The following is a 20,681-nucleotide window of genomic DNA, read 5'->3' as shown; positions in this document are numbered from 1 at the left end:
GTGATGCCATATAAAACGAAACGCGAATTACCCGATAACGTGCAAAACGTGCTGCCCGCTCACGCGCAGGATATCTACAAAGAGGCGTTTAACAGTGCCTGGGATCAGTACAAAGATAAGGAGGATCGCCGGGATGATGCCAGTCGTGAAGAGACGGCACACAAAGTCGCCTGGGCCGCCGTAAAACATGAATATGAAAAAGGAGACGACGATAAATGGCACAAAAAGAAATAGCCGTGAAATAATTCGCTGCCTTCATTTTGACTTTTCAGGCGGTTGAACTGCCGTTGTATTGCAACTGGTCCGCTAATTGCTTATCGTTATTTAACTGCTGGCAAAATGACCAGCACATAATGCCGGGAAGGCGAATTACAGATGTCGCAAGGAAGCATGCAGTGGCGGAGGTGGAAAGTGTTAACGCGTGATTTCTTAATGAAGGCAGATTGTAAGACGGCATTTGGTGCTATTGAGGAATCGCTTCTCTGGTCAGCTGAACAACGTGCGGCGTCACTTGCTGCTACGCTTGCCTGCCGCCCGGATGATGGCCCGGTATGGATTTTTGGCTACGGTTCCCTGATGTGGAACCCGGCGCTGGAATTTGTCGAATCGGCAACGGGCACGTTGCCTGGCTGGCACCGCGCATTTTGCCTGCGTCTGACGGCCGGACGCGGCAGCGCGTGCCAGCCCGGACGTATGCTTGCACTGAAAGAGGGCGGGCGCACCACGGGCGTGGCGTATCGCCTCCCGGATGCCACGCTGGAAGAGGAGCTTACGCTGCTCTGGAAGCGAGAGATGATCACCGGCTGCTATATGCCGAGCTGGTGCAAGCTGGAGCTGGACGACGGTCGCACCGTCAATGCGCTGGTGTTTATCATGGACCCGCGCCATCCCCTGTATGAAGCGGACACCCGCACGCAGGTCATCGCCCCGTTGATTGCTGCCGCCAGCGGACCGCTGGGTACCAACGCGCAGTATCTCTTCTCCCTCGACCAGGAGTTGACCCGCCTCGGCATGCAGGACGATTGTCTGAATGAGCTGGTGGCGAAGGTGAAGGCGCTGCTGGAAGGAAACCCGCTCAACGGCACGCTGCGACCGGGTTTTGCCTGAAAATACGCCCGGCTTGCCGGGCGTTTGATGTTATGCTGCTACGTAACTGACGGAATGCTCCAGCGACTGGCTGTGGCTGTCGATCAGCACATCCCACGTGCCGGTATATGGCACGGTAAGCCAGGCCTTATCGTCCTGCACGGTCAGAATATCCGCCTGGGATTGTTTTTGTGCTTTCGCACTCATGAGATGAATACGACAGCGCTCTGAGCAACGCACCACAACCGTATCCCCGCCAAACAGCTTCAAACTTGTTTTTACCAGTGCCATTTTTTACCCCGTAGTCTTAAACAACGCTCTCCCTGCTGCCATATCCGAGCGTGATGTTGTTCACAATTCACTCATGGCATAACACCAAAGGGGAGGGGGTGGGATGCTGATTTTGATCAAAAAATGGCATAACGATTAAACAAAAATGACAAAATTCCTCAAAATTTCCGCTGGCGCGCGTTTTACCCGCAAAACGCGCGCCGCGAGAAAATTAAATGCGGAAATGGCCGGCGGTTTCAGCAAGGTCGCCCGCCTGGCTCTGCAGGGCACCCGCAGCGGCGGCGGATTGCACCACCAGCTCGGCGTTCTGCTGGACCATGCGGTCGAGATGGGTCACCGCGTGGTTGATCTCGTGAATACCTTTCATCTGCTCGCTGGTGGCGATGGAGATTTCGCGCATGATGCCGGAGACGCTGCCGATGCTGGAGCGGATCTCGTCCATGCTTTCCCCGGCCAGGTGCACGTAGCGGGAGCCGGTGGCCACGCTGTCGGTGGTGGAATCGATCAGCGATTTGATCTCTTTCGCCGCCTGGGCGCTACGGCTCGCCAGGTTACGCACTTCGCCTGCCACCACGGCAAACCCGCGACCCTGCTCCCCGGCACGGGCCGCCTCGACGGAGGCGTTCAGCGCCAGAATGTTGGTCTGGAACGCGATACCGTCAATCACGCTGGTGATGTCGCCAATTTTAGCCGACGCGACTTCGATGGACTGCATGGTGCTGATCGCCTGGGATACCACTTCGCCGCCGCGCGCAGCGGCCGCAGAGGCCTTGCTCGCCTGGTCATTCGCTTCTGCCGCCGACTCGTTCGACTGGGTCACGGAGGCGGTGATCTGCTCCACGGCGCTGGCCGTCTCGCGCAGGCTGGACGCCGCCTGCTCGGTACGTCCGGAGAGATCCTGGTTACCCGCCGCAATCTCCTGGGCGGCGTTTTTCACCGACTCACTGGCATCACGGAGCTGCACCATCACCACCGACAGCTTATCGCTGAAGTCGTTAAAGGCCTGGGCAATCTGCGCCACCTCGTCCTCGCCGCTGTCCGGCAGACGCTGCGACAGATCGTTAGTCCCGTTGGCAATATTGTGCATCGCGTCGCGAATGTCAGACAGGCGCTTCAGCAGACGGGCGATCAGGAGGTGAACAATGGCCGCGCTCAGCAGCGCCAGGATCACCAGTGAAATCGCCGATGCCTTAAGCAGGGAACGCATGCCGGAGGTGGCGTCACCGTTGTCGAGGGCGACGACCAGCAGCCAGTTTGTGCCCGGCACGGCTGTCGCCACGAAGGTTTTTTCGACGTCGTTAAGCGTACCGTCGACAAGGTTGCCGCTTTTCAGCGCAGCAAAATCGATGCCTTTGATGGTCTCAGCAAACGGTTTAAGCGTCAGCGCCGGATCGTTAGCCGCTATTACGCTGCCGTCACTGTTCAGAAGCAAGCCGCTGCTGGACGGAGTTGGATGGATCCCGCGCACATTCGCCACCACGCTGTCCATGGCCACATCGCCCGCCACCACCGCTTTCAGGGCGCCATTCTCTTTCACCGGCACGGCGAAAGTCACCACCAGTTTACCGGTACCTGCATCAACGTAAGGCGCGGTGACGACCGGGCCGTCCGTGCTGACCACCTGCTGATACCACGGGCGAATGGTCGGGTCATAATCCGCAGGTACGCCCGCCGGCTCCGAGAATTTCGCCGTTTTGCTGGCGTAGCCGACATAAACGTTGGTGAATCCACCCGCCTGCGCAAGCTGTTTAAACACCGGAACCGGATCGTCACTCAGCGCAACGGTCTGGGCAGAGGCAATCACCGTCATCTTGCTTTTGACCCAGTCGGCAATCGCCATGTTATGGCTGGCGCTAGTGCTGGTCAGGATATCGCGCTGTGACTGCTGGTTATCCTGACGTGTGACCTGGAAGTTAATAACGGTATTGAGGAGAAGGGCGACGACCAGACAGCCTGCCGTCGCCGCGATGATGCGTGCACGAATCGATCTGAACATAAGTGAAATACCTGCTGTGTTGTTTCCATGCCTATCGGCATCCCCGCAGGTAAACTTGATGCTGAAACCGCGTCCATAAGAAAATAATATTTTTACGGGTTTATTATTAAAAAGTTAATACTTTATCAGCGGACAATGTCCACTCGGCCAGTTCAACCAGCGTACCAATTTCTACGCCATCAATCAGCGGCAGCCCGGTGATACCGCGCCCGTCGGTGCAGGTTTTGCATAGCTTCACCGGCACGTTTTGCGCGGTCAGGATTTCCAGCATCTGCTGAATGTTATAGCCCTCGGCCGGTTTTTGTCCCTTCAGCCCGGCGGTGACCGCGTCCGACATTAAAAAGAGGCGTAACGCCAGGTCGCTCTCTTTTTCACGTAGCGCGATTGCCAGGCGCAGGCTGTTGAAAAGGGATTCGCTGCCGTAGGCCGCACCGTTGGCGACGATCACAATCTTCTGCATGTTGACTCCTGTTCTTATAAAGGCACGAATATTGCTTAATTTCCTGGAGTTTCGCTGTCCGGGAGAGTAAGCATGATATTAATGGCAGGCATTTCGCCAGGCGCTGCCGAATGGCTCACGCGCGCAAAGATGATGCGCCAGGAGCAGTTCAGCAAGCTGGCACAGCTGGGTGTGCTTGTGCACGGCATTAGCCAACTGGTGCACATGTTACAGTGCGAGCGCGGGGCGTCCAACGTCTGGCTCTGCTCACAGGGCAAGCTGTACGCCCCCGAATGCAAAGCCAGCCGGGCGCTGGTGGATGAAAACCTCGCTGCCCTTTACGGCATTCTTGAAACACAGTCGCCGATTCCAGGAAGTGCCGTCTGTGAACGCATCGGCGGCGCGCTCCTGAGCCTGGATACACTTCCCGCGCTGCGTGACGGTGTGATTCAGCAGACTGTAACGGCACCCCAGGCGATGGAACACTACTCCCGCATGCTTCGCCATCTGCTCAGTATCGTGCCGCAGCTTAATGACAGCATTGACGATCCGCAAATCGCAGGACGTTTTGTCGCGCTTTATAGCCTGATGCAGGGAAAAGAGCTGGCAGGACAGGAGCGGGCGCTGGGGGCGATTGGCTTCACGCAGGGTTTTTTCGATGATGTGACTCGTCAGAGGCTGGTTGACCGCATTGACGGGCAGCAGGCCTGCTTTGAGATCTTTCTCTCACACAGCTCCGCTGACGTTCAGACCACCTTTTCAATGCACTGTCAGCCCGATCGTGAAACGGAGCAACTCCGGCGCGTGGCCTGTACCCGCCAGCCTGCCGCCGATAACGGCCTTACCGCACTGGCCTGGTTTGCTCTGCAAACCGCGCGCCTTGAGCATCTGCGCACGCTGGAGGAGACGATCATCGCCGATCTGATGGTCGCGGTGGACGAATGCATTCACCGTGACGATGAGTACGCGCTCCCCGGCGATGAACAGGATGATCCGCCGATCCGCTATCCGGAAAAACCGTTGCTTACCCTGGTTCGCCAGCAGGCGGGCGAGATAGAGCAGCTCTCACGTCAGCTTGCGTCGCTGCGCGATACGCTTGAAGAGCGCAAAATCATTGATAAAGCGAAGAGCGTGCTGATGACCCACCAGAATATGAGTGAGGAACAGGCCTGGACGGCGCTGCGCAAAATGGCGATGGACAAGAACCAAAGGATGGTGGATATCGCCCGCGCGCTGCTCATGGTGAAGAATGTATGGCAGGTAACACCAAAGGAGTAGCTGCACGGTCAGTGGGCATTTTATGCCTGTTTGCGGTGCGTAAAGGCGAGGGAAGAACGGTAAGCACCGCAAGAAACAGTGTGTTAAAACCTGGCATTCACTTTGCATTATCAGATTAACCATTTTTGACGATGCGCCAACGGCGGTGCATCCGTCTTCGGGATAAAGGCGTCCACTGGTGCTTCGGCACCGTGGGCGCTTTTTTTTGGTTTTTTTTCAGGAGTGGTCATGGCGGATTTGTCGAGACGGCGTTTTTTGCAGGCCAGCATGCTGGCGAGTGGTGCAATTCTGTTGCCGGGTGTCATGCAGGCCGCATGGGCGGCAGGCTCGGATAAACCGGAGCAGGAAACAGTGCGCATCGGGTTTATCCCGCTGACCGACTGTGCCCCGGTGGTTATCGCTGCGCTGAAAGGGTTTGATAAAAAATACGGTATTACCATCCTGCCCACCAAAGAGGCGAGTTGGGCGGCGGTGCGCGACAAGCTGGTGGCGGGCGAACTCGATGCCGCGCACATTCTTTACGGCCTGCTGTACGGACTGGAGCTGGGCATCGCTGGCAAGCCACAGCAGATGGCTAACCTGATGACCCTCAACCAGAACGGCCAGGCGATTACGCTCTCCAGCGATTTGGCAGAGAAGGGCGTTCGTGACCTTGACGGGCTGAAAAAGCTGATTGGGCAGCAGGCGCCTGGCACCTATACCTTCGCGCACACCTTCCCGACCGGGACGCACGCCATGTGGCTCTACTACTGGCTGGCAAGCGCGGGCATTCACCCCTTTGACGACGTGCGTACGGTGGTGGTGCCGCCGCCGCAGATGGTGATGAACATGCGCATTGGCAACATGGTCGGCTTTTGCGTCGGCGAGCCGTGGAACGCGCGTGCCATCAACGACCGCATCGGTTTTACCGCCGCCACGTCGCAGTCTATCTGGGCCGACCATCCGGAAAAAATCCTCGGGACGCGTCGCGACTGGGTGGAGAAAAATCCGCACACCGCCCGGGCGCTGGTGAGCGCAGTGCTGGAGGCGGCGCGCTGGATTGAGGCCTCCCCGGAAAACAAACGCGAAACCGCGCAGATCCTCTCCCGCCGGGCGTGGCTCAACTGCAAAGAGCAGTATCTCACCGGACGCATGCTCGGCGAGTACGACAACGGCCTGGGCCAGCGCTGGCAGGACGCGCACCCGATCCGCTTCTTCAACGAGGGGGCCGTCAGCTACCCGTATCACTCCGACGGCATGTGGTTCTTAACCCAGTTCCGCCGCTGGGGCTTGCTCAAAGCCGCCCCGGACTATACGGGCATCGCACAGCGCATTAACCAGACGGCGGTCTGGCAGGATGCAGCCACGGCGGTGGGGGGCATTACCACACCGACTTCACCACTACGCAGCAGCACATTGATGGACGGCACCGTCTGGAACGGTACCGACCCGGAAGGATACGCCAGCCGTTTCGCCATTCACCGTAAAGGGGCCTGATTATGCAGCATCTGCAAAAGACAAAATCACACGAGACGCCGGAGAGTGGAGAGGTGATTCTCCTGCCTCCGGTGCAGGTTCGCCGCCGTACGCCGACGTTTGTGCGTCGTATTAACGCGATCCTTCAGCGCATCATTCCGGCTTTTCTGGGGCTGGGACTGCTGGTGGTGCTCTGGCAGCTGGCGGCGATTAACAGCAAAGGTTTCCCGACGCCGCTCAGCACGCTCGATTCCGCTATTACCCTGTTTGCCGATCCGTTTTATCGCGACGGGCCAAACGACATGGGCATCGGCTGGAACGTGCTCGCCTCATTACAGCGCGTGGCGGTGGGGTTTGGCCTGGCCGCGTTCGCCGGGATCCCGCTTGGTTTCCTGATTGGCCGCTTCACCTTTTTTTCGCGCATGTTCGGCCCGCTGATCGCGCTGTTACGCCCGGTTAGCCCGCTGGCCTGGCTGCCCATCGGCCTGCTGCTGTTCCAGAAAGCGGAGCCCGCGTCGAGCTGGACCATTTTTATCTGCTCCATCTGGCCGATGGTGATCAACACCGCCGAAGGCGTGCGGTGTATTCCGCAGGACTACCTTAACGTCGCCCGGGTGCTGCAGCTTTCAGAGTGGACCATCATGCGCCGCATTCTCTTCCCGGCGGTGCTGCCCGCGGTGCTGACCGGGGTGCGCCTCTCTATTGGCATCGCCTGGCTGGTGATTGTCGCCGCCGAGATGCTGACCGGCGGTTTAGGGATCGGTTTCTGGATCTGGAACGAGTGGAACAATCTCAACGTCGAAAACATTCTCATCGCCATCGTCATCATTGGCGTGGTCGGGCTGCTGCTCGAGCAGGGGCTGATGCTGATCGCCCGTCGCTTTAGCTGGCAGGAAAAATAAGGAGCGAACATGAAACCATTAATCCAGGTCCAGGCCGTGAGCCAGCGTTTTTCCACCGCCAGCGGCGAATTTCTGGCGCTGCAGAACGTCTCCTTTGATATCCATGAGGGCGAAACCGTCAGCCTGATTGGGCACTCCGGCTGCGGTAAATCGACGCTGCTTAATCTTATCGCTGGGATCACGCTGCCGACGGAAGGCGGGCTGATTTGCGACAACCGCGAAATTGCCGGGCCGGGTCCGGAGCGCGCGGTGGTATTCCAGAACCATTCGCTGCTACCGTGGCTCACCTGCTTCGACAACGTGGCCCTGGCGGTAGATCACGTGTTTCGCCACAGCATGAGCAAGGCGGAGCGCCGGGAGTGGATTGAGCACAACCTCGACCGCGTACAGATGGGGCACGCCTTGCACAAGCGCCCGGGGGAGATCTCCGGCGGCATGAAGCAGCGCGTCGGGATTGCCCGCGCGCTGGCGATGAAGCCGAAAGTCCTGCTGATGGATGAACCCTTCGGCGCGCTGGATGCGCTGACGCGCGCCCATCTGCAGGACTCGGTGATGCAGATCCAGCAGGCGCTGAACACCACAATCGTGCTGATTACCCACGACGTGGACGAGGCGGTGCTGCTCTCCGATCGCGTGCTGATGATGACCAACGGCCCGGCGGCGACCGTCGGGGAGATCCTGCACGTTGACCTGCCGCGCCCGCGTAACCGGGTGCAGCTGGCTGACGACAGCCGCTATCACCACATGCGCCAGCAGATCCTGCATTTCCTCTATGAAAAGCAGCCGAAAGCGGCGTAGCGAGGGGGCTTTGATGCGACTGGTCATTATCGGAAATGGCATGGCGGCCACGCGGCTGATTGCCTCGCTCACCGGGCGTGCTGCCGATCGTTTCGCAATTACCGTCATCGGTGACGAGCCGGAGCATGCCTATAACCGCATCCAGCTTTCGCCGGTGCTGGGCGGTGAAAAAACGGCGGCGGGCATCAGTCTTCAGAATGACGACTGGTACCAGGAACGGGGCGTGACGGTGCTGCGGGGCGAAAAGGCGCTCGCCGTGAATGTGGACACGCGGGAAGTGCAAACCACCGTCCGCACGCTGGGCTGGGATGCGCTGGTGTTTGCCACCGGATCAACGCCCTTTGTTCCGCCAATTCCCGGCTGCGATGCGCCGCATGTCTTCACGTTCCGTACCCTTGAGGATATCCGGGCCATAGGGGCGATCGCCGGTCCGGTGGTAGTGCTGGGCGGCGGCGTGCTCGGGGTTGAGACGGCGGCAGCGCTGGCGCGCTCAGGGGACAACGTCATCCTTGTTCATCGCGGTCTGTGGCTGATGGAGCAGCAACTGGATGAGCAGGCGGGCGTGCTGCTGGAAGAGGCGCTGGCGGCGCGGGGCGTGCGCTGTGAGCTCGCCTCTGGCATCGCGGCGATTGACGGGAATAGCGTGACGCTGCTGAACGGACGCAGCGTCACCGCCGCGCGCGTGGTGCTGGCGACGGGCGTGCAGCCTAACGTCGTACTGGCGCAGGCCAGCGGCATTCGCTGCGCGCGCGGCATCGTGGTGGATCACCAAATGCAAACCTCCGTGCCGGACGTCTACGCCATTGGCGAATGCTGTGAAATTGACGACCAGACGTTTGGCCTGGTCGCCCCCTGTCTGGCGCAGGCGGATATCCTCGCCGCACGGCTGGCCGGAGACGTCACCGCGCCATTTGCCCTGACCGACAACGGCATGCGCCTCAAGGTGACCGGCGTGGAGTTGTTCAGCCTTGGTCGCGCGGCAGAGCAGAAGGGCGATGTGGTCTGGAGCGCATGGGATCCGCTGACCCGTCACTATCGTCGTTTACTGATCCATCAGGGGGCGCTGGCTGGCGTGCTGCTGATGGGGGACTGCCGCAGCGCGGCGACATTTACCGAATTACTGGCAACGGCTGCGCCCGCGCACGCGGACTGGCTGTTTGATCGTTTCACTACGCAACCGCAGGTTGCAGGACAGCACGCTATGACAAAACCTACTCTGGTGGTGGTTGGGCACGGTATGGTCGGCCATCATTTCCTCGAAGATTGCGTGAACCGCAATCTGCATCAGCAGTATCAGATCGTTGTCTTTGGCGAGGAGCGCTATGCCGCCTACGACCGCGTGCATCTGTCGGAATATTTTGGCGGCCGTAGCGCGGCGTCGCTTTCGCTGGTGGAAGGGGATTTCTTTGCCGACAACGGCATTGAGCTGCGCCTGTCGCAGCAGATTGTCGCTATCGATCGTGACGCGCGCGTGGTGCGTACCGCCAGCGGGCATGAGATCCACTGGGATAAACTGGTGCTGGCGACCGGGTCCTATCCGTTTGTCCCACCGGTGTCGGGCCACGATCTACCGGGCTGTTTTGTTTATCGCACGCTTGACGATCTGGACAAGATTGCGGCGCATGCGGCGGGCTCACGCCGGGGTGTAGTGATTGGCGGCGGGCTGCTGGGGCTGGAGGCGGCGAATGCCCTGAAGCAGCTCGGGCTGGAAACTCACGTGGTGGAGTTTGCGCCCAATCTGATGGCGGTCCAGCTCGACAACGACGGCGCGGCGATGCTGCGCAAGAAAATTGAGGCGCTGGGCGTCGGCGTTCACACTAGTAAAGCGACAACGGAGATCGCCACGGCGGACGGCGGGCTGGTGTTGCGCTTTGCCGATGGCGAACAGCTTGAAACAGACATGGTGGTCTTTTCTGCAGGCATTCGTCCGCAGGACGCGCTGGCGCGCAGCAGCGGGCTGGCTATCGGCGAGCGCGGCGGGATCGGCATTGACGACCGCTGTCAGACCTCCGATCCGGACGTGCTGGCCATTGGTGAATGCGCCCTGTGGGAAGGGAAAATCTTCGGGCTGGTTGCGCCCGGCTACCAGATGGCGCGGGTGGCCGCCGCCGCGCTGGCGGGAGAGGAGAACATCTTCGCCGGCGCGGATATGAGCACCAAACTCAAGCTGCTGGGCGTGGACGTGGCCTCTTTCGGCGATGCTCACGGGCGCACGCCGGGGGCGCTGAGTTACCAGTGGACGCACGGCCCGCAGCAAATCTACAAGAAAATCGTGGTCAGCCACGACGGCAAAACGCTGCTCGGCGGTGTGCTGGTGGGTGATGCCAGTGAATACGCCACGCTGGTACAGATGATGCTCAACGGGATAGCCCTGCCAAAAGAGCCGGAAACGCTGATATTACCCGCGTCTTCAGGCAGTGCGCCAAAAGCGCTCGGCGTGGCAGCGCTGCCGGAAAGCGCACAAATCTGTTCGTGTCATAACGTCAGCAAAGGCGATATCTGTCAGGCGGTAAGTGCGGGCGCAACGGATATCGGCGCGATTAAGCAGTGCACCAAAGCGGCGACCGGCTGCGGAGGATGTAGCGCACTGGTGAAGCAGGTGATGGAGTTCCAGCTGGCGGCGCAGGGCGTGGAGGTGAAAAAGGACATCTGCGAACACTTCCCGTACTCGCGTCAGGAGATTTACCACCTCGTGCGCGTCAACCATATCCGCACCTTTGACCAGCTCATTAGCCGCTACGGTCAGGGACACGGGTGCGAAATTTGTAAGCCACTGGTGGGGTCAGTGCTCGCCTCCTGCTGGAACGAGTATCTGCTGAAACCGGCACACCTGCCGCTGCAGGACACCAACGACCGCTACTTCGCCAATATCCAGAAGGACGGTACTTACTCCATCGTACCGCGCATGCCTGCGGGAGAAGTGACCGCCGACGGGCTGATCGCCATCGGCCAGATTGCGAAACGCTACAGACTGTACAGCAAAATCACCGGCGGCCAGCGTATCGACCTGTTTGGCGCCACGCTCGAACAGCTGCCGGAGATCTGGCAGGCGCTGGTGGAAGCCGGATTTGAAACCGGGCACGCCTACGGTAAATCCCTGCGCACGGTGAAATCCTGCGTCGGGTCGACCTGGTGTCGCTACGGCGTGCAGGACTCCACCGGCCTCGCAGTCAGGCTCGAGCACCGTTACAAAGGCCTGCGCGCACCGCACAAAATCAAAATGGCGGTCTCAGGGTGTACCCGCGAATGCGCCGAGGCGCAGAGTAAAGACGTGGGGGTGATTGCCACCGATAAGGGGTGGAACCTCTACCTGTGCGGCAACGGCGGCATGAAGCCTCGCCATGCGGATCTCTTCGCCAGCGATCTCGATGATGACACGCTGATCCGCACCGTCGATCGATTCCTGATGTTCTACATCCGCACGGCGGATCGCCTGCAGCGCACCAGCACCTGGATGGACAACCTGGAAGGCGGTCTCGACTACCTTCGGGAGGTGATCCTCAACGATAGCCTGGGCATCGCCCACGAGCTGGAGCAGGAGATGGCCCGGGTGGTGGAGACCTACCAGTGCGAATGGCAAACCACGCTTAACGATCCGAACCGTCTGGCGCTGTTCCGCACGACGGTGAACGACATCACAGCGGATCAAGGTAAACGCTGGCAGGAAATCTGTGGTATCGACGATATCCCCGAGCAGGCGGGCATTGGCGCGCGGCTTGGGCGTAAGCCGATTGCGTTGTTCCGATTTGGCAAAACCGTCTATGCCCTTGACGACCGGGAGCCTGGCAGCAGCGCGAACGTGCTTTCCCGAGGCATTCTTGGCGATGCGGCGGGGGAGCCGGTGGTGATCTCTCCGCTCTACAAGCAGCGTATTCGCCTGCGCGACGGCTGTCAGGTGGAGAACGGCGAACCCGCGGTGCGCGCCTGGCCGGTCAAAATTGAGAACGGCAAGGTGTGGGTCGGTAATGATGCCCTGGTAATGCGTGCGGAGGCCTCATGACGGAAACCCGGACAACGTGTCCCTACTGCGGGGTCGGCTGCGGCGTGGTCGCCCGCGTGGACGGTGAAACGGTCAGCGTTCGGGGGGATGAAACCCATCCTGCGAACTTTGGCCGCTTGTGCGTGAAAGGATCGGCCCTGGGGGAAACAATGGGGTTACAGGGGCGATTGCTGCGCCCCGTTGTTGACGGTGCTGAGGTGGCCTGGGCGCAGGCGCTGGGAGCGGCAGGCGAGCGCCTCCAGGACATTATCGACAAATGGGGGCCGCAGGCGGTGGCGTTTTACGCGTCCGGGCAATTGCTTACCGAGGATTATTACGCCGCCAATAAGCTGATGAAAGGGTTTATCGGCGCGGCGAACATTGATACCAACTCCCGGCTCTGCATGTCATCGGCGGTCGTGGGCTACAAGCGCGCCTTTGGTGAAGATGTCGTGCCGTGCAGCTACGAGGATGTTGAAAACAGCGATCTGGTGGTGCTGGTGGGCTCAAACGCGGCCTGGACGCATCCGGTGCTGTATCAGCGCCTGGTACAGGCAAAGCACAACAATCCGGAGATGAAAGCGGTGGTCATCGATCCGCGCAGAACCGCCTCCTGTGATATTGCTGACCTGCATCTGGCGCTCACTCCCGGCAGCGACGCCGGGCTGTTCGTCGGTCTGCTCAATGTGATTCAGGGAACGGACGCGTGGCCGATATCCCGCGTGGCGGCGTTTTGCGGCCTCTCGCCGCAGGATATTGGTACGTTTTACGACTGGTTTATGACGGCGCCCAGGGCCATCACGCTCTACACCATGGGAATCAACCAGTCCTCCAGCGGCAGCGACAAATGCAGCGCCATCATTAACGTGCACCTTGCCAGCGGGAAATTTAACCGTCCGGGCTGCGGCCCGTTTTCGCTGACCGGACAGCCAAACGCGATGGGCGGAAGAGAGGTGGGCGGGCTGGCAAATCAGCTGGCGGCGCACATGAACTTTGAGCCGGACGATCTCTCGCGGGTGGCGCGTTTCTGGGGAACGGAACGGCTTGCGCAGACGCCGGGCTTGATGGCGGTGGAGCTGTTTGACGCCATTGCCCGCGGCGAGGTGAAGGCGGTGTGGATCATGGGCACCAATCCTGCCGTCTCGCTGCCGGACAGCCACGCGGTGTGTCAGGCGCTGGGGCGCTGCCCGCTGGTCATTGTCTCTGAGGTGATGAACGATACCGACACCAGCCGGTTTGCCCATATTCGCTTTCCGGCGCTGGCCTGGGGAGAGAAGGACGGTACGGTAACCAATTCCGAGCGACGCATTTCGCGCCAGCGCGCGTTTCTGCCCGCGCCCGGTGAGGCAAAGCCGGACTGGTGGATCGTCGCGCAGGTGGCGAAACGGCTGGGGCACGGCGACGCCTTTGCCTGGCAGCATCCCCACGAGATTTTTTGCGAGCATGCGGCGCTGACGGCCTTTGAAAATGACGGCGCGCGGGCCTTAAACCTTCACGACCTGGCTACGTTAACCCGTGAGGAGTGGGAGCGGCTTGAGCCCTGGCAGTGGCCTGGGGGGGATTTTCCGTGCCGAAACATTGTTCCCGTTGACCCACAGTCGCACGGTGCGACGGTCAGCGCGTTGTACCCGCTGATTCTCAACTCCGGGCGCATCCGCGATCAGTGGCATACCATGACGCGAACAGGATATGTGGCCAGACTCATGCAGCATATCACCGAACCCTTTGTTGAGGTTTGCCCCGCAGACGCCGTTCGGTTTTCCCTGTGCGGCGGCCAGCTGGCGCGCATCAGTTCGCCGCGCGGCGTCATGGTAGCAAGAGTGCGCATCAGCGACGCTCAGCGTGAAGGGAACGCTTTTGCCCCGATGCACTGGAACGCTGAGTTTGCCCGCCAGGGAAAGGTGAATGCACTGGTGGAAGGGCGCTGCGATCCGGTTTCGGGGCAGCCGGAGAGTAAACAAACCGCCGTCAGAATCCAGCCCTGGCAGCCCGCCTGGCAGGGAGAACTCTATGCCCGCGAAGGACTGGAAATGCCCTCTCCGGTTTACTGGTGGCGTAAAGCTTCACGCCTGACGGTGGCGTGCGATAAACCGCTGCTGTCGTGGGTAATGGAATACGCCAGCGGCCGGGGCTGGCAACTGCAGGTTGCTCAGGCCGGTGAACGCAGCAGCGTGCTGGCCTGGTATGAAGGCCAGCTTATGCTGGGTTTCTGGGAAGGTACCGCGTTACCGGCGCTGGCGCATACGGTGATTGAAGCCGCTTTTCATTCACCACCCGTGCTGCCCGCAGAACGCCACGCCCTGTTGAACGGGCAGAGCGTCGGGAGGGCGACGGATCCGGGACGCATTATCTGTAGCTGTTTCAGCGTCGGGGAAGAGGCGATACGGGAGGCGATTGCCGGAGGGTGTGATTCCGTCACCGCGCTGGGGGCTAAGCTGCGCTGTGGTACGAACTGTGGTTCCTGCGTGCCGGAGCTGAAAGGGCTGTTTCAGGATAATCCTGAAATGTCCGCCAGGACTGCATTTCAGGGCTTATCGCGTTAACATAATAAGAGTTTATTCATAAACACAGGTTCTTATTGACGACGTTGATGGCTGTATCGTCCCGCATTCGTTTGCTGTTTTTACTCCCCCTTCTTACGGCCGGAGCCGTTCACGGTGCGCCGAATTCCTTTATGCATCAGGCCCAGCACCCCTTTGATAATAATGGGGATAGTCTGCCCGATCTCGGCATGGCGGCGCCCACCGGCGAAGGGGAAAAACACCTGGCCGAAATGGCGAAAGCCTTTGGTGAAGCCAGCATGACCGACAACGGGCTGACGACCGGCGAGCAGGCGCGTCAGTTTGCCTTTGGTCAGGTGCGCGACGCGGTAAGCGGGGAAGTGAACCAGCAGATTGAGTCCTGGCTGTCGCCCTGGGGAAACGCCAGCGTGAACCTGCTGGTGGATAACGACGGCAAATTTAACGGCAGCAGCGGGAGCTGGTTTATCCCGTGGAATGATACTAACCGCTACCTGAGCTGGAGCCAGCTTGGCCTGACGCAGCAGACGGATGGCCTGGTCAGCAATGCCGGAATCGGTCAGCGCTGGGTCGCCGGGAAGTGGCTGCTGGGCTACAACACCTTTTACGATAATCTTCTGGATGAAAACCTGCAGCGTGCCGGGCTGGGGGCGGAAGCGTGGGGGGAAAATCTGCGCCTGTCAGCGAACTATTATCAGCCCTTTGCCGGATGGCGTGCGCGATCTGACGTTCAGGAGCAGCGCATGGCGCGGGGATATGACGTGACCGCTAAAGCCTGGCTGCCGTGGTTTCATCATCTGAATACCAGCGTCAGCTTTGAGCAATATTTTGGCGATAACGTCGACCTGTTCAACAGCGGCACCGGCTACCACAACCCGGTTGCGGTCAATCTGGGGCTTAACTATACCCCCGTTCCGCTGGTGACGTTGACCGCCGGGCACAAGCAGGGCGAAAGCGGTGAGAGCCAGAATAACCTCGGACTGAAGCTCAACTATCGCTTTGGCGTGCCGCTGGCAAAGCAGCTATCCGCCGATGAGGTCGCCGCGACGCGATCCCTGCGCGGCAGCCGCTACGACTCACCTGAGCGCACCAGCCTGCCGGTGATGGAGTTCCGCCAGCGTAAAACGCTATCCGTCTGGCTGGCCACGCCGCCGTGGGATCTGAAAGGGGGTGAGACCGTGATGCTGAAGCTGCAGGTTCGCAGCACGCACGGCATCCGTCAGATCCACTGGCAGGGCGATACGCAGGCACTGAGCCTGACGTCGCCGGCGAAAAGCAACAGCAGCGACGGCTGGAGCGTGATTATCCCTGCCTGGGATGATCGGGAAGGGGCGACAAACCGCTGGCACCTGTCGGCGGTGGTAGAAGATGAGAAAGGCCAGCGCGTCTCGTCCAATGAGATCACGCTGGCCGTGGTGCAGCCGCTGGTCGCACTGCCTGACGACGATCCGCGCTGGAAGCTGCTGCCGGAGGAGTAATCCTTAAAAAATGCGTTCCTGATGCACCCACACGGCGGCTTCAACGCGGGATTTTAGCTTCATTTTCTTCAGCATATGCTTCACGTGCACTTTCACCGTGCTTTCGGTGATGTCCAGGCGGCGAGCTATCATTTTGTTCGGCAGGCCCTGGGCAATGAGCTTGAGAATGTCGCGCTCGCGCGGCGTGAGCTGGCTGACGTCACGGTCAGAGGTGGCGCGGTTGGCACGGAGGCTGGCGGCCAGAACCGGCGTTAAGGCTTCGCTGAGCACCATCTCGCCCGCCGCCGCCTGCTGCAGCGCCTTAAGCAGATCTTCCGGCTCCATGTCTTTCAGCAGATAGCCATCCGCACCGCGCTTCAGCGCCGTGACCACGTCCTCTTCATGGTTCGACACGCTAAAGACGACGATGCGGCCGGAAAGCGATTTTTCCCGCAGCTTGTCGAGGGTCTCCAGACCGTTCATGCCCGGCATATTCAGATCGAGCAGGATCAGATCGGGATCGAGGGATTCGGCAAGCTCAATGCCCTGTTCACCGTTACTGGCTTCGCCCACCACGGTGATATCGGGTGCCATGCTGACCAGCTGTTTCACGCCAGTACGCAGCATCGGATGGTCGTCGATCAACAGGATGGATGCCGGTTCCTGATTAGTCATGGGTTTCTCCTTGAGCAGTTGTGAGCGGTTTCTCGGGAATAAAGGTGACGACAACTTCCGTGCCGCCCGTTTCTCTCCGGCGAACCTGGCAATCACCGCGCAGGCTTTGAGCGCGGTCTCGCATAATGATTAAACCATAGTGGTTAGTGCGTTCGGCATTTTCCGGCACGCCGCGGCCGTTATCGTGAACCGTCAGTTTCACCTGATTGTCGTGCTGGCTGACGGTGACCGTAACCGCCGTTGCTTCAGCGTGTTTAAGCACGTTGCTCAGCGCTTCGCGGGCGATCTGCAGTAGATGGATGGCCTGATGGGAGGGGACAAACCGCGGCGGAAGCTGATAATCCAGTTTCACCGGGAACCCCAGCCGGGCGCTAAATTCGTGACAGCTGGATTCCAGCGCCGGGCGCAGGCCCGGCTCGGTCAGCTGCAGGCGGAAGGTGGTCAGCAGCTCGCGCAGCTGCACCCAGGAGGTGTTTAGCTCGTTGCGGATCTGGCTGAGCAGCTGTTTGTTGCTTTCGGGCATCTCCGCATCCTGCATCTGCAGGCAGCTCACCTGCATTTTCATACAAGAGAGCGACTGGGCGATGGAATCGTGCAGCTCGCGGGCGATGGTCGCGCGCTCTTCCATGACGATAAGCTGCTGCTGTTTTTCCTGATGCCTGTCGAGCGCCAGCGTGGCCGTCAGCTGTTCAACCAGCGTATCCACCAGCTGCTGCTGGTCGTGGCTCAGGTGGCGTCCGGTTGGCAGGGTGGCCAGCAGAATGCCGTACTGGGTGTGGCTGTCCGTCAGGCGCCACTTCAGGGTCGTGCCGCCGGAGGTCAGCGGCGGCAGGCCGCGAGGGCAAAGATGGCAGCCTTTGTCATCGCAGGACATATCGGACTGACAGGTAAATTCCTGGTGGTTCTCTTCGTCTTCCACATCGTAGACCCGCAGCTCCAGGTCACGCAGCAGGGTCAGATTTTGCAGGCCGTTCAGCACCGGCGAAAGACGTTCACACAACGGCACCTGCATGTGCAGCCGACGGTTGGCCTGCCAGAGGAAGGAGAGGATCTCGTTTTTCTGCTCCAGCCCGGCCGTTTTTTCCTGAACGCGCTGTTCCAGCACCGCGTAGCTCTCGGAGAGCTCTGCTGACATGGTATTGAGTGCCTGGCCGAGCATGGCCATCTCGTTGCGCCCGCTGATGTGCGTGCGCTGGGTAAAATCGCGTGCGGTCACCGCGCGGGCCATCGCCAGCAGCTGTTTCCAGGGATTCAACAGCCGCGCGCGGAGCCACACGATGGTGAAGATCAGCAGCAGCCCCATAAACAGCGCCATGGCCCGGTGTACCATCACCACCCGGTCAATGCGTAATTCGGTCGTCTGGTCAAAAGCGGAGACCAGCGCATCAATGCGGGAGACAAACCCCGCCACGTCCTGGGCAACGGCTTCTGTACTGCGCGCCTGTTTCAGGCCGGGCTGCAGCTGAGTGTGCCAGTACCCCTGAAGGGCCTTAAGCTGGGACTGCTGGCCTGCGCGGATAGCGGCGTTTTCCAGCTCGGGGCTGAACGCCGTGCGCTCCATTTCATCGATTAAAGGCCGATCGTCCTGCGTCAGGGGAACCGCCGCCAGCAGGCGATAACTCTGCATGCGTAGTGAGCCTGCCTCGTTGATGGCATGCGCATTACCCTGTACCCCTTGTACCAGCCAGCCGGAGATCGCCATGCCGGTCACGCCGATGGCGGTGGACAGCAAAACAATCAGGGCGAGCTGATTCACGAGCGTTAGCGGAGATAAGCATCTTTTTAACATTGAGTGGGCGTGCTCCTGACGTGGCCTGCTTGCAGGAATGGCGCTATTCTGGTGCATACCCTGGAGTATACCCATACCAATAAAGGATTACCCCTAAATTGCCAACGGAGTAGGGGGCAAGAGGTGGGCGTTGCAGGGAATCGTCAGTGCCGTGAAAAACCACGTCTTTTTTACCGAATTAGCCTACTCACTAAGGATAACACCTTTTTTTGTGCCGCAAATCCTCCCACTTTTCCTTTGATTTATATCAACTTACCGCCGCCCTAAAACCCTAATGTTTGCAGCATCATTCGAGAATCAGAGGTGTCTATGAGTCACTCATCCGCTCCCGAAAGGGAAAATGGTGCCGTTATTACTGACTGGCGTCCAGAGGATCCGGCGTTCTGGCAACAGCGCGGCCATCGTGTAGCAAGCCGAAATCTGTGGATTTCCGTGCCGTGTTTGTTATTAGCGTTTTGCGTATGGATGTTGTTTAGCGCGGTGGCGGTAAACCTGCCCAAAGTCGGCTTTACGTTCACGACCGATCAGCTGTTTATGCTGACCGCGCTGCCGTCGCTGTCAGGCGCGCTGCTGCGCGTCCCTTACGCGTTTATGGTGCCGGTCTTTGGCGGCCGTCGCTGGACGGCATTCAGTACGGGCATCATGATTATCCCCTGCGTGTGGCTGGGCTTCGCGGTGCAGGATACCTCCACGCCGTTCAGCGTGTTCGTGATTATCTCCCTGCTGTGCGGCTTTGCCGGGGCGAACTTCGCCTCCAGCATGGCCAACATCAGCTTCTTCTTCCCGAAAGCGAAGCAGGGCGGCGCGCTGGGGATTAACGGTGGTCTGGGCAATATGGGCGTGAGCGTGATGCAGCTGATCGCTCCCCTGGCGATCTCGGTCTCCATTTTTGCAGCCTTTGGCGGCGGTGGCGTTGAGCAGGCGGACGGTTCTTCCCTCTATCTGCAAAACGCAGCCTGGATCTGGGTACCGTTCCTCGTGGTCTTCACCCTCGCAGCCTGGTTCTTTATGAATGACCTGTCCGCGTCGAAGGCGTCGCTGAGCGAACAGCTGCCGGTGCTGAAGCGTGGACACCTCTGGGTGATGGCGCTGCTGTATCTGGCGACCTTCGGTTCGTTTATCGGCTTCTCGGCGGGCTTCGCGATGCTGTCGAAAACGCAATTCCCGGACGTGCAGATCCTGCAATTCGCCTTCTTCGGCCCATTTATTGGCGCCCTTGCTCGCTCGCTGGGCGGCATGGTGTCTGACCGTCTGGGCGGTACCCGCGTGACGCTGGTTAACTTCGTCGTGATGGCGGTCTTCTGTGCGTTGCTGTTCCTCACGCTGCCGGCCGACGGACAGGGCGGTAACTTCATCGCCTTCTTCGGCGTGTTTATGGTGCTGTTCCTGACGGCCGGGCTGGGGAGCGCGTCCACCTTCCAGATGATCTCCGTGATCTTCCGTAAGCTGACGATGGATCGCGTAAAAGCACAGGGCGGCAGCGAAGAGCAGGCGATGCGTGAAGCGGCGACGGATACCGCAGCAGCGCTGGGCTTTATCTCCGCCATCGGCGCAATTGGCGGCTTCTTTATCCCGAAAGCGTTCGGTATCTCTCTGGACCTGACCGGCTCTCCAGCCGGTGCCATGAAAGTCTTCCTCGTCTTCTATATCGCCTGCGTCGTGATTACGTGGCTGGTATATGGCCGTAATACCAAGAAAAATAAGTAAGTATGATTATCCGTTTACGCGGCCTTCGGGCCGCGTTTTTTTGGGCGTTAAAATAGTTACAACATACTGGTTGGCATGCAGAGGAAATCCGCAGGCAGCACTGTGATCGCCATCGCTTTACAGGGCGCTCTACCCCTTAATACCTGCGAGGTTAGATTTTGCCTGGCGGTTTGTACGATAAATCAAAAATAACGATATATTTCATACGGATATGAAATTTTAAATGATACCGCTTTGGTGGTATTCGGTGTAACTCCTCGCCTGAAAGTCCCTCGTCGTCTTGATCGTTATCAATTCTCCCCCTCTTTCA

The 20,681-nt window shown here is 59.7% G+C and carries 15 protein-coding genes; 10 read left to right on the top strand and 5 right to left on the bottom strand.

Annotation, left to right across the window (positions count from 1 at the left end; genetic code table 11):
* Positions 1–3: 3 nt before the first annotated feature.
* Both chaB and ACMGGQ_RS11405 read left to right on the top strand, forming a co-directional pair.
* A complete protein-coding gene (gene chaB / locus ACMGGQ_RS11410; protein WP_045908986.1) occupies positions 4–234 on the top strand; it encodes a putative cation transport regulator ChaB in 231 nt (76 codons plus the stop codon).
* Between the two features lie 177 nt (positions 235–411).
* A complete protein-coding gene (locus ACMGGQ_RS11405; protein WP_023618421.1) occupies positions 412–1,107 on the top strand; it encodes a gamma-glutamylcyclotransferase in 696 nt (231 codons plus the stop codon).
* Positions 1,108–1,137: 30 nt separating this feature from the next.
* Here the strand turns inward: ACMGGQ_RS11405 and ACMGGQ_RS11400 are convergent, their stop codons facing one another.
* The 3 genes from ACMGGQ_RS11400 to ACMGGQ_RS11390 form a co-directional block, all read right to left on the bottom strand.
* Positions 1,138–1,377 (bottom strand): DUF1883 domain-containing protein, encoded by a 240-nt coding sequence (locus ACMGGQ_RS11400; protein ID WP_013096243.1) that lies wholly within the window; start codon positions 1,375–1,377, stop codon positions 1,138–1,140.
* A 211-nt stretch (positions 1,378–1,588) separates the two neighbouring features.
* A complete protein-coding gene (locus ACMGGQ_RS11395; protein WP_420290052.1) occupies positions 1,589–3,373 on the bottom strand; it encodes a methyl-accepting chemotaxis protein in 1,785 nt (594 codons plus the stop codon).
* 106 nt (positions 3,374–3,479) lie between these two features.
* On the bottom strand, positions 3,480–3,833 hold the full coding sequence (locus ACMGGQ_RS11390) for a DsrE/DsrF/TusD sulfur relay family protein (protein WP_008499522.1): 354 nt from the start codon (positions 3,831–3,833) through the stop codon (positions 3,480–3,482).
* Between the two features lie 72 nt (positions 3,834–3,905).
* Here ACMGGQ_RS11390 and nasR point away from each other — a divergent pair, with 72 nt between their 5' ends.
* From nasR to ACMGGQ_RS11355, 7 genes are all read left to right on the top strand, one after another.
* Entirely contained in the window at positions 3,906–5,090 is a 1,185-nt protein-coding gene (gene nasR / locus ACMGGQ_RS11385) for a nitrate regulatory protein NasR (protein ID WP_420290051.1), read from the top strand.
* 228 nt (positions 5,091–5,318) lie between these two features.
* Positions 5,319–6,566 (top strand): CmpA/NrtA family ABC transporter substrate-binding protein, encoded by a 1,248-nt coding sequence (locus ACMGGQ_RS11380; protein WP_045908982.1) that lies wholly within the window; start codon positions 5,319–5,321, stop codon positions 6,564–6,566.
* A 2-nt stretch (positions 6,567–6,568) separates the two neighbouring features.
* Entirely contained in the window at positions 6,569–7,447 is an 879-nt protein-coding gene (gene ntrB / locus ACMGGQ_RS11375) for a nitrate ABC transporter permease (protein ID WP_045908981.1), read from the top strand.
* Between the two features lie 9 nt (positions 7,448–7,456).
* Positions 7,457–8,245, top strand: a complete 789-nt coding sequence (locus ACMGGQ_RS11370) for an ABC transporter ATP-binding protein (protein WP_021240347.1) — start codon at positions 7,457–7,459, stop codon at positions 8,243–8,245.
* A gap of 13 nt (positions 8,246–8,258) precedes the next feature.
* On the top strand, positions 8,259–12,245 hold the full coding sequence (gene nirB, locus ACMGGQ_RS11365; protein WP_325818071.1) for a nitrite reductase large subunit NirB: 3,987 nt from the start codon (positions 8,259–8,261) through the stop codon (positions 12,243–12,245).
* Entirely contained in the window at positions 12,242–14,767 is a 2,526-nt protein-coding gene (locus ACMGGQ_RS11360; RefSeq protein ID WP_196364451.1) for a nitrate reductase, read from the top strand. Before nirB ends, ACMGGQ_RS11360 begins: the two co-directional genes overlap by 4 nt.
* Positions 14,768–14,814: 47 nt before the next feature.
* On the top strand, positions 14,815–16,221 hold the full coding sequence (locus ACMGGQ_RS11355) for a YchO/YchP family invasin (RefSeq protein WP_196346465.1): 1,407 nt from the start codon (positions 14,815–14,817) through the stop codon (positions 16,219–16,221).
* 3 nt (positions 16,222–16,224) lie between these two features.
* Here ACMGGQ_RS11355 and narL read toward each other — a convergent pair whose 3' ends face one another.
* Together narL and narX are read right to left on the bottom strand one after the other, a co-directional pair.
* The gene (narL, locus tag ACMGGQ_RS11350) at positions 16,225–16,875 is read right to left on the bottom strand and encodes a two-component system response regulator NarL (protein WP_008499531.1); all 651 of its coding nucleotides are present in this window, start codon (positions 16,873–16,875) and stop codon (positions 16,225–16,227) included.
* Positions 16,868–18,664: a nitrate/nitrite two-component system sensor histidine kinase NarX gene (gene narX / locus ACMGGQ_RS11345; RefSeq protein WP_048029745.1), complete on the bottom strand. Its 1,797-nt coding sequence runs from the start codon at positions 18,662–18,664 to the stop codon at positions 16,868–16,870. Before narX ends, narL begins: the two co-directional genes overlap by 8 nt.
* 309 nt (positions 18,665–18,973) lie before the next feature.
* Here narX and ACMGGQ_RS11340 point away from each other — a divergent pair, with 309 nt between their 5' ends.
* The gene (locus ACMGGQ_RS11340; protein WP_045908975.1) at positions 18,974–20,371 is read left to right on the top strand and encodes a NarK family nitrate/nitrite MFS transporter; all 1,398 of its coding nucleotides are present in this window, start codon (positions 18,974–18,976) and stop codon (positions 20,369–20,371) included.
* The last annotated feature ends 310 nt before the right edge of the window (positions 20,372–20,681 follow it).

The organism is Enterobacter sp. BNK-13, assembly GCF_048685015.1.
Taxonomy (GTDB): Bacteria; Pseudomonadota; Gammaproteobacteria; order Enterobacterales; family Enterobacteriaceae; genus Enterobacter; species Enterobacter quasiroggenkampii.
This window is presented reverse-complemented; position numbering and strand designations above follow the sequence as displayed.

Excerpts from the sequence above, each read along its gene's own strand:
- chaB (WP_045908986.1), top strand. The coding sequence starts at position 4 with ATGCCATATAAAACGAAACGCGAATTACCCGATAACGTGCAAAACGTG.
- ACMGGQ_RS11400 (WP_013096243.1), bottom strand. The coding sequence starts at position 1,377 with ATGGCACTGGTAAAAACAAGTTTGAAGCTGTTTGGCGGGGATACGGTT.
- ACMGGQ_RS11395 (WP_420290052.1), bottom strand. The coding sequence starts at position 3,373 with ATGTTCAGATCGATTCGTGCACGCATCATCGCGGCGACGGCAGGCTGT.
- ACMGGQ_RS11390 (WP_008499522.1), bottom strand. The coding sequence starts at position 3,833 with ATGCAGAAGATTGTGATCGTCGCCAACGGTGCGGCCTACGGCAGCGAA.
- nasR (WP_420290051.1), top strand. The coding sequence starts at position 3,906 with ATGATATTAATGGCAGGCATTTCGCCAGGCGCTGCCGAATGGCTCACG.
- ACMGGQ_RS11380 (WP_045908982.1), top strand. The coding sequence starts at position 5,319 with ATGGCGGATTTGTCGAGACGGCGTTTTTTGCAGGCCAGCATGCTGGCG.
- ntrB (WP_045908981.1), top strand. The coding sequence starts at position 6,569 with ATGCAGCATCTGCAAAAGACAAAATCACACGAGACGCCGGAGAGTGGA.
- ACMGGQ_RS11370 (WP_021240347.1), top strand. The coding sequence starts at position 7,457 with ATGAAACCATTAATCCAGGTCCAGGCCGTGAGCCAGCGTTTTTCCACC.
- nirB (WP_325818071.1), top strand. The coding sequence starts at position 8,259 with ATGCGACTGGTCATTATCGGAAATGGCATGGCGGCCACGCGGCTGATT.
- ACMGGQ_RS11360 (WP_196364451.1), top strand. The coding sequence starts at position 12,242 with ATGACGGAAACCCGGACAACGTGTCCCTACTGCGGGGTCGGCTGCGGC.
- ACMGGQ_RS11355 (WP_196346465.1), top strand. The coding sequence starts at position 14,815 with ATGGCTGTATCGTCCCGCATTCGTTTGCTGTTTTTACTCCCCCTTCTT.
- narL (WP_008499531.1), bottom strand. The coding sequence starts at position 16,875 with ATGACTAATCAGGAACCGGCATCCATCCTGTTGATCGACGACCATCCG.
- narX (WP_048029745.1), bottom strand. The coding sequence starts at position 18,664 with ATGTTAAAAAGATGCTTATCTCCGCTAACGCTCGTGAATCAGCTCGCC.
- ACMGGQ_RS11340 (WP_045908975.1), top strand. The coding sequence starts at position 18,974 with ATGAGTCACTCATCCGCTCCCGAAAGGGAAAATGGTGCCGTTATTACT.